This window comes from Formosa sp. F44 (assembly GCF_056238645.1).
This window is the reverse complement of the sequence record NZ_JBWDLJ010000001.1, coordinates 228,333-243,321: the sequence shown is the minus strand read 5'-3', so window position 1 is coordinate 243,321 and position 14,989 is coordinate 228,333. Positions and strand designations below refer to the sequence as shown.

Here is a 14,989-nt window from a genome sequence, read left to right as displayed (position 1 = left end):
ACACATAGACACTATAAAACAAGTAACTACAACGTTTTCAATTTTCAATAAATTTAGATATTAAAATGTTAACATTGTCTTAAAACAAAAATTAAATTGTTAAAATCTGTTATCTCCATTCAGCAAATCGCCAAGACCGCCTAGCACACTACCCTCACCTTTTTTATTATTACCTCTAGGTAAAGCAGATAGCACACGACCGGCCAAACGACTAAAGGGTAAAGATTGTACATAAACTGTTCCTGGACCGGTAAGCGTGGCAAAAAACAAACCTTCTCCTCCAAAAACTGTATTCTTAATGCCACCTATAAATTCGATATCGTAATCTACATCTTTAGTAAAACCTACAATACAACCTGTATCTACACGTAATTTTTCTCCAGCTTTTAAATGTTTTGTAGCTAGCGTTCCTCCTGCATGTACAAAAGCCATCCCATCGCCCTCTAATTTTTGCATTATAAATCCTTCGCCCCCAAATAATCCACGTCCTAGTCGTTTAGAAAACTCTATACCTACACTTACTCCTTTCGCTGCACATAAAAAAGCATCTTTCTGGCAAATTACTTTCCCTCCAAACTGAGACAAATCTACCGCTAAAATTTTACCAGGATATGGCGATGCAAAAGATACAGAGCGTTTACCTGGATAGGTATTATAAAAAGCCGTCATAAATAAACTTTCACCAGTTAGCAAGCGTTTACCTGCTCCGAAAATAGAATCTAAAAAACCAGTATTTTCTGTAGAACCATCTCCAAATATGGTTTCCATTTTAATGCCTTCATGCATCATCATAAAACTTCCCGCTTCGGCAACCACGCCTTCATTTTGGTCCAGTTCAATTACTACATATTGCATTTCTTCACCATAAATACGATAATCTATTTCGTGTGCTTTCATAATATTTAAAATTAGAGGTTATAACTTATATGTGGATATAAATTAATTTTTGTTACAAATCATGACTTAAAAATAGTAATAAAACTCCATTTTCGTTACCTTTAAGTTATAGAGTAACAACAGGGAAATATCCAAAATCTGAGTGAATTCAATTTTAAATTGTAACCCTATTTTAGATCAAACTATACGTCAAAAATGCAGCTATGAAAATTATATTATGGAACAACATATCGGAATAATATATTCTTCTGTAGATGGACAAACTAAAAAGATTTGCGAAAAGTTAAGTGCCAATTTTACAGAGAGACACATAAGCACAAAGCTATGCTCGATTGAAGATTTTAATGTCGACGTGTATAAATTTCATACCTTAATTATTGGTGCAAGTATAAGATACGGCAAACACAATGCGCGTATTTATGAATTTGTGTCGAAGCACAAAGACTATTTACAAAAAATAAGGACCGCCTTTTTCTCGGTTAATCTAGTTGCAAGAAACGACAATAAAAATTCTCCTACTACAAATCCTTATCTCCTTAAATTTATAAATAAAACGCAATGGAAACCTGATTACTTAGACGTTTTTGCAGGAAAATTAGACTATAAATCCTATCCTTGGACAGATAGGATCATGATTAGATTAATTATGAAACTAACTCATGGACCAACAAAATCGGACAAACCCATAGAGTTTACAGATTGGAAAAGAGTAAATGATTTTAGTTCAAGAATATCCGAAGATTACAAAATTACCTTGAATTAGGCGTTCTCACACGGTTTATATGGTAGCTCATATTAGAAATTGTAAAAAAGTCCTAATCAATTGAGTAGAATAACCTGAACCTACACCATTTAAGAATTATGTTTATAGTTGTACATAAACTCACCTTCTCCTTTATAATAACAAAATTTGGTATTCTCTATTATAAATTTTCTACCCGTTGTATAATCAAAATATCGTATCTTTTCCAAGCGTTGATTTAGTAATTTAATGCAACACAGAAAAACATAAACTAAAACTTCAAGATGGATAAAAGTTGGATCATAGGAATAACTGTCTTAATTTTTTTAATCGTCCTTTTTATTTATTGGAAGGTTACTGTTGGGCCTTACAAGAAAGCCTATAGCGAAAAAATAAGAAAACTTTACGGTAAAAGAACCTTTTACTGGGAAGGCTTAATATATGGCAGTACGGGTATAACCGTACTAATTATGTTTATTTTAAAATGGACAAATATTCTGTCCTTTTAGCATCTTAAAACGTATTACAGATTATAAAACTGTATTGCATCGGGAAAAATCATAAAAACAAACACTATTTGAATATCATAATCTACTAGCCCATCAAACCGAATTAATTCGGAGAACTTACCTCAAAATGAATGGGTTTAAACGATCCTCCATTACTATCTTCTGCCGAACATGCCGTTAAGCAAACTAGTAAATCCATTTGAGCTTCAAAAGTTACATAGTCCCCAGCTTTAGATGTAGGCGGTAGTACAGAAAGCTTTCCGTGATTATCAAACTGCACATTCATAAAAATATTGAACGCCGTTGGTATGTCGTCTTGCTCGATACCAAAAGGCCCTAGATTCTTAGTCAAGTTTTCTAAACAACTCGGATGATACTCCGGATTGTTGTACATAATCTTAAAGGTTTCAGCACTACAAGGCGCTAACAAAAAATCGTTTCTCCCGTTAGTGTCTTCTAAAATCTTCATCATTTTATGAGATCTATTACTCCATAAAAAATTGCCCGTAGAGAGTAAAATGGATTCTTCGAAATCTAGTGTTTTACCAGAAGATATTTTCTCTTTTAAATCGTTAGCGTTAAAAAGCACCATATCGCTTACTTGCATCCCTTGAGGGTCGATTACTTTTAGGATATCGCCTTTTTTTAAGCGCACGGCCTTTCCGCTTTGTTCTTCAATTATATGTAACATCGTCATAATTATTAACTTTTTGAATGAAAAGGACATTTCCAATCCCCTTCTACTTGTCTACCACTATATTGCTTGGTTTCTGTATCGTTTCCAAAATCTTTTAAAACAGGATTTATGGTACCTTGTAGTTTTTTATCTCGTTTTCTAATGCGTTTTTTCACGCGCTTATACGTCCCCATATCTCTTAGTTTTTCGAATTGCCAATGCAAGTTAAATACTATAGTCGGTTGCGGACTTTGTCGTGCGATTCTGGAACTATTAGGATGTAAACCTACTATGTAAAAAGCTCGACCTTTAAGGCTGAAACTAAAATTAGAATCCTCTGGATTATCACTTACCGATGGATCCCAATCCTTATCGTCTAATTGGTGTAATCGTTGCAGAAATTTCCAAAGCGCGTTCTCAAATTCAATTTCGGTGTAGAATGTATCATTCGGAAAAACAGCTATAAAAGATTCAAATTCATTAGAATCGAAATCATACTGATTTATATAACGCTCTAAATCTTCTAAAAGGGCCACAGCACTCTCTTCTGCTTTTATACTATTATATGTTTTTAAATGATATTTTTCCATTAAAAACACGGTTTTAGCCATAACGCAAGGATGCTTTTGCTTTAGTATAAAATCCTTAAAGTCGGCTTCAATAGCTTCCGTTTTCGATAACGTATTACTAAGTATAGAGTCCATATTGATAATATTTGTTTTAAAACACAAACCACTTATCGTACTATAAATAACTGAAACAAGTAGAGTGCATTAAAAATTAGTACGGCTAAATTATGGCTTTGGTAAAACATCAATAAACTCAATCAGATTATAAATTAGCGTAAAACAAATACTATATAATTAGGGTTTGCGCTTATAGACTGGCATCTTTTTATAAAAAAACTAGTCTGTAAGTCAGTCTGTCGAATCGTATAAATTTTATAACTTATGCTAGCTCGGAAAAAAACGAAGGCAGATCAATTAAAATAGTTAAGGATATAATTAAAGAAGAAGGCAAAATACTTCGGCAACCACAAGTTGAGACTTAAAAAAAGACGTCGGGGTAGGTTTGTTTAAAAAGTTGTAGAAAATAGTAAAACTATTAAACGCCTAATATAACGGGTACTAATCATTTAAACAACTCATCACTAAAAATCGACAATTCAGAATTTTAAACCTCCTGACTCCTACATTATAATCTTAATTTTAAATCGTTAAACTCAATTAAAACACATGGAAGCAACAATTAAAATTTTGATTTATATTCATGCATGCTTTGGAGGCCTTGGATTAATTACCGGAATTGGAAGTGTTATCGTTAAGAAAGGAAGTAGGTTACATAAACAAATGGGACATTTATTCTCTTTTGGAATGATAGGTAGTTCGGTAATTTCTATTCCGATATCTTGGATGCCAAAACACGAAAATCTATTTCTATTTTTAATTGGTTTATTTACCATATATCTAGTATTGGCTGGAAATAGAGCTTTAACTTTTAAGAAGAAAGACAAAGCCGACTTGATTGACCAAGTTGTTTCTGGAGGCATGTTTTTATTTTCGAGCATTATGATCATTCTAGGTATATATGGATTATTAACTGGTGTTCCTTTAAGCGTGTTATATCTGTTCTTTGGTGGTTTTGGTTTATTGCTAACCATAAAAGATTTTAAATTTTATAATAACACAAAGCGGAACAAAAATGCTTGGTTAATATCTCATATCGGAAAAATGATTGGAGCCTTAATCGCATCTATTACCGCCTTTATTATTGCAGGTTTAGGTCTAGGTAGTTTAATTGCGTGGACCTTACCAACAGTGTTAGGAACGTTTTACATTATTTATTGGAAAAGAAAAATCAAGCCAAAACCTGTAAACGACTACATTAAAAATTAATAACACAACACCTATTCTTTACATCTTACAATTAAAACTACAACCTACTAATCTTTAATTGGAGCAAGAGTTTTTAAATCGGTGATTTTATTGACTTACATCAAAGGCTTTCACCGCAGACAACACTAATTTTGCCATCTTAATATTAATTATATTTTAAAATGGTACTTACAGAATTAGAGACATTACAAACTATAAATACAGACAGCAAAGAACGCTTAGAACAAGCATTAATCCATCTTCAAAATGGAAATGGAGTTATTTTAATGGATGATGAAGACCGAGAAAATGAAGGCGATTTAGTATTCTCTGCGCATGCTATGACAACTACCCAAATGGCACTTATGATTAGAAAATGTAGTGGAATTGTATGTCTTTGTCTAACAAATGAAAAAGCAGATTTACTTAACTTGCCTTATATGGTTCAAGAAAACACCAGTAGTTTCCAAACCCCTTTTACCATTTCTATAGAAGCAAAACAAGGCGTAACTACAGGCGTTTCGGCTAAAGATAGACTAACTACCATTCAAGTGGCTTCGCACAAATATGCGACAAGCAAGGATTTAGCGAAACCCGGACATATCTTTCCGTTACGTGCTAAAAATAATGGTGTCTTAGAAAGAAAAGGTCATACTGAAGGTAGCGTAGATTTAATGAAATTAGCAGGACTAAAACCTGAAGCCGTATTGTGCGAATTAATGAACGACGATGGTACAATGGCAAAAACAGACACGATTATAGAATTTGCATATGAGCACAATTTGATGGTGCTATCCATTCAAGATATCATCCATTATCGTAAATTTGTAAGAGACTACAAATAAATGGCAGATTACACGGCACTCACTACTTTTATAAAGAAGAATATTGATATTGAAGACGACGATTTAAAAATTGTCTTGCCTTATTTTAAAACCATAAAGAAAAACAAAAACGACATTTTACTTTCCCATGGAAAGAATAGTCAGGTGAGTTATTTTGTAAAAAAAGGGTGCTTAAGACTATTTTATATAAACGAAGAAGGGAAAGACGTAACGCGTTATATTGCTTTCGAAAATCAGTTTGCAACAGAACTGGTCAGCTTTATAACAAATGAACCTGCACAAGAAACCATACAAGTCGTCGAAAATAGTGAACTGTTATACATTACCCACGACGACTTTAGACATCTGATGACGATTGTTCCCAAATGGAAAGATTTTTATAGCATCTATTTAGAAAAGGCTTACGTGAATAATTCTAAAAGATTAATCTCGTTTACCACTCTAGATGCCTCCGAGCGTTATAAACAATTATTTAAAATTAACCCTAATATTGTTAAGCGTTTGCCGAATAAAATAGTGGCTTCTTACATTAATATATCTCAAGAAACACTGAGTAGAATAAAATCTAAAATCTGAGAAAAACCTCACCACCACTTTAAAAATAAAATAGAAAGCAGAGTTAGCCAAAATTAGATCTTCATTCAATTAACCATCGCATATTCTTACACGTGTTGGGAAGCATTAATCGGATGTCATCTTAAAAGCATCGTAAAAAAGGTAATAAATCTGTACAATGCAATTAAATTACATTTATCTTTAGATTACAAATACCAATTCCTTAGGTAATAAGCTAACCGTCTAAATGTTATAATTCATCTAGAACTATGGGGATATAGGACTTAAAAAAATGTAACAAGATGAAAAACTACTTACTATTAATTATAGGACTAATTCTGTGTTCTTGTAATGAAAACAAGAAAAGCCAAGAAGAAAATTCAGCTTCGGTTTATTTTGGTGGAGACATTGTTACGATGACTGGAGAAACACCTGTTTATGTAGATGCATTGGTTGTGAGAGATGGAAACATAGAATTTGCTGGTGAGTCAAGTAAAGCTATGGAAATTGCTGGTCAGGGACATAAAATGATTAATCTTGAAGGAAAAACGCTACTACCAGGATTTATTGATGGTCATGCCCATTTTGGAAGCTTCTCGGCCCAGGCCATTGGGGCTCAAATATTACCTTCACCCGATGCCGAAGCAAACGATATCCCTAAACTCATAGAGATTCTTAAAACCTGGAATACGCCCGAAAACAGAGCGCTTACCGGCTGGATATTTGGTATGGGATTTGACGACTCTGTACTTCAAGAAAAACGTTTCCCCACCAAGGAAGATCTAGACCAAGTGAGTACAGGAACACCTATTATGATTATTCATATTTCTGGTCATTTTGCGTCGTTGAACTCTAAAGCTCTCGAATTATTAGAAATAACAGCTGCTAGTAAAAATCCTGAAGGAGGTTTAATTAGAAGAATGCCAAATTCTACCGAGCCCAATGGGGTTTTAGAAGAATTAGCTGCGATTCCGTTATATGCTAAAGCCTTAACACCTGCCTCTAAAGAAGCTTTAATGTTGTTTATGACCGCTGGTCAAGAAATGGCTTTATCTTATGGTTATACTACCGCTCAAGAAGGGCGTGCTATGGAGCAACACAATCTGCTCGCCGAATTTGCCGAAACCGATTTCTTTAAACTAGATGTAGTGTCTTACATGGACTATATGTTTACCGAAGCTTTAGAATCTAAATGGTATTCTAAAAACTACACAAAACATTATCGTGTTGGCGGCATGAAAATTACTTTGGACGGCTCTCCACAAGGTCGAACAGCGTGGAGAACGATTCCTTATTTGTTACCCCCTGCCGGTACCGATAAAAACTATTTGGGATATCCCGCGTTTACCAGTGACGATGAAGTTACAGCCATTTACGAGAAAGCTTTTGCAAATAATTATCAGATTTTAACACATGCTAATGGTGATGCTGCAATGGATCAGATGATACGAACCATGAAACCATTAGCAGAAAAATATGGTAACGACAATCGCAGAAATGTTTTAATTCATGGACAATATATTAGAGACGACCAGTTAGACGCCTTTAAAGAATTAAATGTAATTACATCCTTATTTCCGCTACACACCTTTTATTGGGGCGATTGGCATAAGGAAATAATTGGAGATTCTTTGGGAAACAGAATTAGCCCCGTAAGAACAGCACTTAGCAAAGGTCTAAATATTACTATTCATACAGATGCGCCCGTAGCGTTGCCTAATTTAATGCGTGTGGTTTGGACTGCTGTACAACGCACATCCCGATCGGGACAGATTATTGGGGAAAGCGAGCGCCTGACGCCTTTCGAAGCCTTAAAAGCCATTACTATTTGGTCGGCTTATCAGCATTTTGAAGAAGACCGTAAAGGAACTTTAGAAGCAGGAAAGTTAGCCGATCTGGTTATTTTAGATAAAAATCCGTTGAAGGTAGCACCGGATACCATAAAAGACATTCAGGTAGTTGAAACCATTAAAGAAGGCCAAACAGTTTTTATAAGATAGCACTCAACTATTTATGGGCTTTACAAGATTTATTATCTTGTGTGTTAAAAGCGTACTAAAAAACACCGTTAATGCATCCAATAAAACACCATTCCTTTTATCTTTAGATTGTAAAACATTAAGAAATAGAATAATGGTATCTAATTCCATTTAATTTATAAATTTATTTAAGGATTAGTTAGTTAAAAACATGCCACAACAAGAACAGATAAAATACGATTATATCATTGCAGGATCAGGCTGTGCGGGTTTAAGTTTATTATACCGCATTTTAAATGAACCAACTTTAAAAACTAAGACTATTTTAGTTCTTGATAACGTTAAAAAGAATTCAAACGACAGAACTTGGTGTTATTGGGAAACGGAGAAAGGACTTTTTGATTCTATAGTTACGCACGAATGGAAAACTCTAGAATTTCTAACTCCGGAATTTACGCAACGGTTAAATTTAGAGCACTATAGTTACAAAATGATTAAAGGCATTGATTTTTACAATCACGTATTATCATTTGCAAAAACGTTTAAAAACGTCACCTTTAAGTTGGAGACCATTCAAAATATCCAATCGGAGAACAATCATGCCACCGTAAAAACTAAAAACGGGACGTACACGTCGGACTATGTTTTTAATTCTACCAGTTTATTCAATCCTCCTATTAATACTAAAAATGCGCTTTTACAGCATTTTGAAGGTTGGGTTATTAAAACTAATAAGCCCACATTTAATGCTAAAGTGGGTACTTTAATGGATTTTAGACTCAATCAAGATCATGGAGCTACCTTTATGTATGTACTTCCTACAAGTGCACACGAAGCTCTTATAGAATACACCCTATTTAGTGAGAAACTGCTGGATAAGGCAGAGTATAAATCGGCTTTAGAACAATATATTAACGACGTTTTAAATATCGCGGAATACGACATATTACATAAAGAATTTGGAGTAATTCCCATGTCTTTAGCAAAATTTTCGAGACGCCCAAAATCGGGAGAACGCATTATTAACATTGGAACGGCTGGGGGTTTTACCAAAGCAAGTAGTGGTTACACGTTTCAATTTATTCAGAAAAACACCAAGAGTATTACAAACAATTTAATAACGGGAAAACATCCATATCCTGAAATGACATTTCGAGAAAAAATGTTTCAATGGTACGACCGCACTGTGTTAGAAGTCATGATCTCTAAAAGAATGACTGGAAAGGAAATATTCTCAATAATGTTTAAAAATATACCTGCAGAGAACCTATTAAAATTTTTAGGCAATGAAAGTAGACTTGTAGACGATATTAAGATTATGAATAAGCTGCCAAAGACTCCTTTTCTTATTGCAGGTATGAAACGTTTGTTATAACCAAAATCACAAAACACACGGTATTACTCGATATTTTATAATGGTATTTTGCACCTACCATTTAAACATGCTCAATATAAACCACTTACAAAAATATTCTTAGAGCCCTTAGAAATGCTACTAAAGATTCTCTTTTCTATTGCACGACACGCTTAATTTTTTCTAGATTTACACCTTAATTTTTAAACAAAAAAAATAGGCTTATCAATTTCATATAAGCTTATTTCTGAAACAATTAACCGAAATATTACAAAATGAAAAAATTTAGTCTGATTCTATTAACCGTATTTGTATTTGCATTAATTATAGGTTGCGATAGCAGTGATAACGGAGAGAACGATTTAACAGAGACCACAGAAGACACAACCATTAATGCAAAATGGGTAGTTACTAATGCCTCTACTTATGAGTCTTTTGAATTTAATGAAAGTGGCAATTATATTATTTTAAAAACTTCGGAAGACCAACGCACTACCGAAGAACCAAACATTCTGTTTGGTACCTATAACCTTATTGATGATGACACCATTGTACTATCAGATTTTGGAACTTTAATTATATCTAATATCGATGAAAATTCAATACAATTCGCTTTAGCATTAGCAAGCGCCCCTGAACAAACTATTCAAATTGAAGCATCTAAACAATTGGAAATTGAAAAGTCGACTAACACCGATTTACTTTGCCAAACATGGCAATTGGTAAGTTTTAATGGCGAAAATGTTATTGGAACTACAGAAGCATTAACTGTGCTATTCTCTAGAGCAGGTACTTATTTTGTTACCAATACTAGTCCGTTAAGCAGTAATCAAGGTGGTTTGGCAAGCTGGTCTTGGAATAACAGTGCACAAACACAAATTTATTACAACTGGGGTCAAGGAAATGAGACGTCTGGATATGCAGATATTACTGAATTAACGTCCAATTCACTTGTTATAGATGAAGATGGAGAAATCTCTGTCTTAACACCTATCTCTAATTCAGAAACAACTTCTGTCAAGCCAGAAAACAAAACGGCTAAAGACATCCTAAAAACAGGATTATTTAAGCGATAATTTTTAATAAGAATCGTAATAAAACCTCAAGATAACATCGAACTGTTACTTGAGGTTTTTTATTGAAATTCCCTTAATATAAGGACCTAATGGCCGTATTGCTTTTAAATTTATATTTCAGGCTTAAATTCAAATAATAACTATTTGAAGGCTCAAAATCGTAAACCTCATTATGATTGTAATCTTGGATTTTCATAGTGTTATACATAGAATAACCTCCACGTATATTTGCTTCGAAAGTCTTAAAAAAACTAACGTTATAGCCCAAACCCAATATATAACGTGTTTGCCTTAAAGTGCCACTATAATCTTCTTTATACACTTCTACTTCATCGTTAATATTCCCAGTAAATCCTTTTAAAGTCGCAAAACCTTCAAAATTGTGATGTTCGGATAAAAACCATTTTACACGTGCATCGGGAAAACCAATTTTATAGGCCCATGATTCATCTATTCTTTTCGTATAGGCAATTACGGGTATTGGATAATACAAGCCGTACTGTATATCGTAAGTCGCTCCAAATGTCCATATAGAGTTATTGCTCTCGTTATAACGCTCTAAAACCGCGCTAGCATTAAAGAAAATATCTTCAGATTTTATTTCATTTTCCCCAAAATTTGAAGCCACTTGAGATTCTCCCATAAGCTGTAAAGACCAGCGATCACTTAAGCGACGTTCATACCCTAATTTAAAGCTAAAAGCATTGAAGTCTTCTATCTCGTCGGTTTCAAACGGCACATCTTTGTCGACATAACTAAAGCTTGTATTCTGAACCTTCCCACCTATGGTTAGCTTCTCTTTATTTGTATTAATTATAGGAAATGCAATTCCTGCTTCTAGTTTAGTGACATCACTAACATCTGTTCCCGGAAATTGTTCTGCACTTAAATAGATCGCGTCGCCCTCTTGGCTATACCCTATATTAATCGCAGTTAACAGCAATAGAATCCATAGATTTTTCATAAGACATTTTACGTTATAATTAAATTAAAGAACGGATTCTCCCATTCTACTGGCAAAATTCCTTAAAAATTAAAGTAAAAATAAAATCTATTAGACAAGACTACATAGTGTGTAGAACAACAATGGTATTTTGTCTACCAAACATAAATACACCGCTCAAACCTTGCTATACATATTAAAAAAGGTCAATTAATCCCATTTTAAAAATGAGTTATGGGAATCTAAACAGAATCAATTCTTTACACGGACCGACCATTCAAATTTAAAAGAAGATACTTCTATCCCCTCTTCATTTACGCCTACAGAGGTCATCCAAAATGTTTGTCCGTCTCCTGTAGCAATGGTTTTATCTATGGCCTCTTGTATAATATGACCATCCTGACAAGTAAACTTGATTTTTCCAGTTGCTTTTTTAGTAAAACGCGATTCATTACCTAGTACTAACATCGAAATCTTTTTTCCGCTTTCGGCTATTTTCAACATTACTAATGCGCCTGTCGATAATTCTGCGGCCATTCCCTGTACCGCCCAAAACATAGATTTAAACGGGTTTTGATTAATCCACCTGTGTGTGACACCAACCACACATGTGTCCTGATTTAAGACTTGAGTACGTACACCACATAAGTAAGCAGACGGAAGTTTGAATATTAAAAAACTATTAACTTTAGAAGGAGTAAGTGTCATACGTTTGATTGTTTTAGTAAAAATATCGAAAATTATTCACATTTCAACTTGTTAATATTATGTTAAATTACACTACTATGTTTTGCATAATACCTTTTTTTAAACATATATTTGCATAGACAACTATTATATACTTTTAAAATGTTAGATAACTACCAAAAAAATATTGCCACTTTTATACATTTATCTACTTTTTCTAGATTCATAATACCTTTTGGAAACTTTATAGCTCCTACCCTATTGTGGATTATGAATAAAGATAAATCCATGTTTATAGATAAACACGGTAAAGCGGTTATTAACTTTCAAATCAGTATTTTTTTATACACTGTTCTTTTAGGAATGGTAACGGTACCGTTTTTCTTTTATAATATATTTAGTGGATTTGAATTTATTGATTTTCAAATGGCAGAGAGTTTCCATTTTAATTTTAGTGAATTATTTTCTCTAGTTTTTCTAGGCAGTGTTTTAATCGGACTTGCCATTATAGGTTTTATAATCGAGCTTACTTTAATCATTCTAGCTAGTTTAAAAGCCAAAGACGGTGAAGAGTTTCAGTATCCATTAACCATACATTTCATCAAATAAATCATCATCAATCCATCAAAAAATGAACAGTTTAAATTTAAAACGTATTAAAACATGACTCAACTAAGTATACCACCTTGTAGTCTAACTAAGCACTTAACAATCTTTAAATACATAAACAGATGAAAATAGAAAACACAAAAGCCCAAATGCGCAAAGGTGTTTTAGAATATTGCATCTTATCGGTATTAAAAGACGACGATGCTTACGTTGCAGAAATTCTACAGACCTTAAAAGACGCGAAAATGTTAGTGGTAGAGGGTACCATTTATCCTTTACTTACACGTCTTAAAAATGCAGGACTCCTTAATTATCGCTGGGAAGAATCGACCTCGGGTCCGCCACGAAAATATTACGGATTAACCGATACAGGAAAGATTTTTCTGAGTGAATTAAACACCACTTGGAGTGAACTACAAAATGCAGTAAATATAGTAACCAGCCAAAAAAAGAACACCAATGAATAAGACAGTTAACATAAATTTAGCCGGTACATTTTTTCATATCGATGAAGATGCTTACCTAAAGTTACAACGCTATCTTGAGGCTATAAAACGCTCGTTTACCGACTCTCAAGGCCGTTCTGAAATTCTTGCCGATATTGAAGCGCGCATTGCTGAATTATTTAATGAACGCGTAAAACACGATAAGCAAGTTATTAGCTCGAAAGAAGTAGAAGATGTTATTTCTATTATGGGGCAACCTGAAGATTATCTTGTAGACGATGAAATCTTTGAAGACGAACCGCAATCTCAGACAAGCTTCAAGCCAAGTAAAAAATTATATAGAGACACAAGCAATTCTTATATTGGAGGTGTGGCATCTGGATTATCTCATTATTTAGGAATCGATGCGGTTTGGGTACGTTTAATATGGGTGTTATTAGCCTTAGGTTCTGCCGGGACATTTACCCTAATTTATATCTTATTTTGGATCCTAATTCCGGAAGCTACAACAACTGCAGAAAAACTTAACATGACGGGGGAACCTGTTAATATTAGCAACATTGAAAAAAAAATTAAAAAAGGTTTTGAAGATGTTTCCGATACCGTTAAAAGTGTAGACTACGAGAAATATGGCACCAAAGTAAAATCGTCTTCTAAGTCGTTTTTTGATTCAATTGGAGCGCTTTTTATGTTTATAATTAAAGTATTTGCCAAGTTTATTGGTGTTATACTAGTTATTTTTGGGGCGATTTTTATATTTGGTTTACTTATTAGCCTAATATCTTTAGGAAGCTCTTCGTTTTTTCATCCGTGGTGGATGGATTACCCAGATGCATTAAATACAACAGGATTACCTATTTGGTTAAGTTCTTTATTTGTATTTTTCTCTGTAGGAATCCCATGCTTTTTTGTCTTATATTTAGGGTTAAAGATTTTAATAGATAATTTAAAGTCTATAGGTAAAGTGGCTAAATTCACACTGTTGGGTGTTTGGTTAATATCAATTATCGGGCTAATTACTATTGGCGTAAAGCAAGCCTCTAATCAGGCCTTAGATACGGTTGTTAGTCAAGAAAACACATTACCTATTACCAAACAAGATACGTTACGTGTTAAGATGATAACCAATACAAAATATAATCGCTCTAACAGAAGAAGCACCGATTTTCAGATTGTTTATAACGAAAACAATGAAAAAGTGATTTTTACAAGAGATATTAATATTGTTGTACGATCGACTAAGGATAGTGTTGCCTCTATTCTAATTGAAAAGGAATCTAAAGGCCAAGATTATTTAGATGCCGAAACGCGTGCCAACAATATTATATACAATTATAACTTAACGAATAAAGAATTGTTATTAAATAGCTATGCACTAACGCATTTCGAAAATAAGTATAGAGAGCAAAAGGTTAACATTATATTATTTATCCCTGAAGGCACTCATGTCGATTTTAATAAAAACACACATTCGTTCTTAAATCGCTATAATCCGCCAAATAATATAATGAAAATATTTGAAACCAATCATATCATGAAAATATTGAATGACGATATTGAATGTCTAGATTGTTTTGATGAAGATAACGACGACGATGATAATGATTTTATAGACTTAAATATTAACGATGAAAATGGCTCTTTAAAAATAAACAGTCAGGGTGTTAAAATTAAAAATGATAATGTAGACATTCATATTGGAAGTGAAGGCGTAAAAGCAAAAAGTAACGATGTTAATGTAAATATCGGTGAAGACGGTATAAATATTACATCGGACTAGAATACTAACCATCTAAC

Annotated in this window: 15 protein-coding genes; 10 read left to right on the top strand and 5 right to left on the bottom strand. The window is 33.5% G+C overall.

The features are described 5' to 3' along the window. Positions 1-99: 99 nt before the first annotated feature. Positions 100-897: a TIGR00266 family protein gene (locus AC0UBM_RS01000; protein WP_475687284.1), complete on the bottom strand. Its 798-nt coding sequence runs from the start codon at positions 895-897 to the stop codon at positions 100-102. A gap of 217 nt (positions 898-1,114) precedes the next feature. Here AC0UBM_RS01000 and hemG point away from each other — a divergent pair, with 217 nt between their 5' ends. Further along, positions 1,115-1,660 (top strand): menaquinone-dependent protoporphyrinogen IX dehydrogenase, encoded by a 546-nt coding sequence (hemG, locus tag AC0UBM_RS00995; RefSeq protein WP_475687283.1) that lies wholly within the window; start codon positions 1,115-1,117, stop codon positions 1,658-1,660. A gap of 591 nt (positions 1,661-2,251) precedes the next feature. Here the strand turns inward: hemG and AC0UBM_RS00990 are convergent. After that, positions 2,252-2,839 (bottom strand): DUF1989 domain-containing protein, encoded by a 588-nt coding sequence (locus AC0UBM_RS00990; protein WP_475687892.1) that lies wholly within the window; start codon positions 2,837-2,839, stop codon positions 2,252-2,254. Between the two features lie 11 nt (positions 2,840-2,850). Continuing rightward, positions 2,851-3,528, bottom strand: a complete 678-nt coding sequence (gntA, locus tag AC0UBM_RS00985; RefSeq protein WP_475687282.1) for a guanitoxin biosynthesis heme-dependent pre-guanitoxin N-hydroxylase GntA — start codon at positions 3,526-3,528, stop codon at positions 2,851-2,853. Positions 3,529-4,059: 531 nt separating this feature from the next. Here gntA and AC0UBM_RS00980 point away from each other — a divergent pair. From AC0UBM_RS00980 to AC0UBM_RS00955, 6 genes are all read left to right on the top strand, one after another. Next, complete coding sequence (locus tag AC0UBM_RS00980) at positions 4,060-4,719, top strand: hypothetical protein (RefSeq protein ID WP_475687281.1); 660 nt, start codon at positions 4,060-4,062, stop codon at positions 4,717-4,719. A 161-nt stretch (positions 4,720-4,880) separates the two neighbouring features. Continuing rightward, positions 4,881-5,543 carry a 3,4-dihydroxy-2-butanone-4-phosphate synthase gene (gene ribB, locus AC0UBM_RS00975; RefSeq protein WP_475687280.1) on the top strand — a complete coding sequence of 221 codons (663 nt, stop codon included), beginning with the start codon at positions 4,881-4,883 and terminating at the stop codon, positions 5,541-5,543. Continuing rightward, entirely contained in the window at positions 5,544-6,119 is a 576-nt protein-coding gene (locus AC0UBM_RS00970) for a Crp/Fnr family transcriptional regulator (RefSeq protein ID WP_414034995.1), read from the top strand. A gap of 281 nt (positions 6,120-6,400) precedes the next feature. Further along, a complete protein-coding gene (locus AC0UBM_RS00965; protein ID WP_475687279.1) occupies positions 6,401-8,098 on the top strand; it encodes an amidohydrolase in 1,698 nt (565 codons plus the stop codon). 190 nt (positions 8,099-8,288) lie between these two features. After that, positions 8,289-9,452: a lycopene cyclase family protein gene (locus AC0UBM_RS00960; protein WP_475687278.1), complete on the top strand. Its 1,164-nt coding sequence runs from the start codon at positions 8,289-8,291 to the stop codon at positions 9,450-9,452. Positions 9,453-9,706: 254 nt separating this feature from the next. Beyond that, positions 9,707-10,507: a hypothetical protein gene (locus AC0UBM_RS00955; RefSeq protein WP_475687277.1), complete on the top strand. Its 801-nt coding sequence runs from the start codon at positions 9,707-9,709 to the stop codon at positions 10,505-10,507. A 73-nt stretch (positions 10,508-10,580) separates the two neighbouring features. Here the strand turns inward: AC0UBM_RS00955 and AC0UBM_RS00950 are convergent, their stop codons facing one another. Together AC0UBM_RS00950 and AC0UBM_RS00945 are read right to left on the bottom strand one after the other, a co-directional pair. Beyond that, complete coding sequence (locus AC0UBM_RS00950; protein WP_475687276.1) at positions 10,581-11,471, bottom strand: DUF6268 family outer membrane beta-barrel protein; 891 nt, start codon at positions 11,469-11,471, stop codon at positions 10,581-10,583. Between the two features lie 231 nt (positions 11,472-11,702). Further along, complete coding sequence (locus tag AC0UBM_RS00945; RefSeq protein ID WP_475687275.1) at positions 11,703-12,158, bottom strand: DUF4442 domain-containing protein; 456 nt, start codon at positions 12,156-12,158, stop codon at positions 11,703-11,705. A 141-nt stretch (positions 12,159-12,299) separates the two neighbouring features. Between AC0UBM_RS00945 and AC0UBM_RS00940 the strand changes: the two genes are divergently transcribed. The 3 genes from AC0UBM_RS00940 (at position 12,300) to AC0UBM_RS00930 (ending at position 14,972) form a co-directional block, all read left to right on the top strand. After that, positions 12,300-12,746 carry a DUF4870 domain-containing protein gene (locus AC0UBM_RS00940; protein WP_414035001.1) on the top strand — a complete coding sequence of 149 codons (447 nt, stop codon included), beginning with the start codon at positions 12,300-12,302 and terminating at the stop codon, positions 12,744-12,746. Between the two features lie 122 nt (positions 12,747-12,868). Further along, positions 12,869-13,213 (top strand): PadR family transcriptional regulator, encoded by a 345-nt coding sequence (locus AC0UBM_RS00935; RefSeq protein ID WP_414035002.1) that lies wholly within the window; start codon positions 12,869-12,871, stop codon positions 13,211-13,213. Continuing rightward, a complete protein-coding gene (locus tag AC0UBM_RS00930) occupies positions 13,206-14,972 on the top strand; it encodes a PspC domain-containing protein (protein ID WP_475687274.1) in 1,767 nt (588 codons plus the stop codon). The genes AC0UBM_RS00935 and AC0UBM_RS00930 overlap by 8 nt, the downstream gene beginning before the upstream one ends. Positions 14,973-14,989 lie beyond the last annotated feature (17 nt).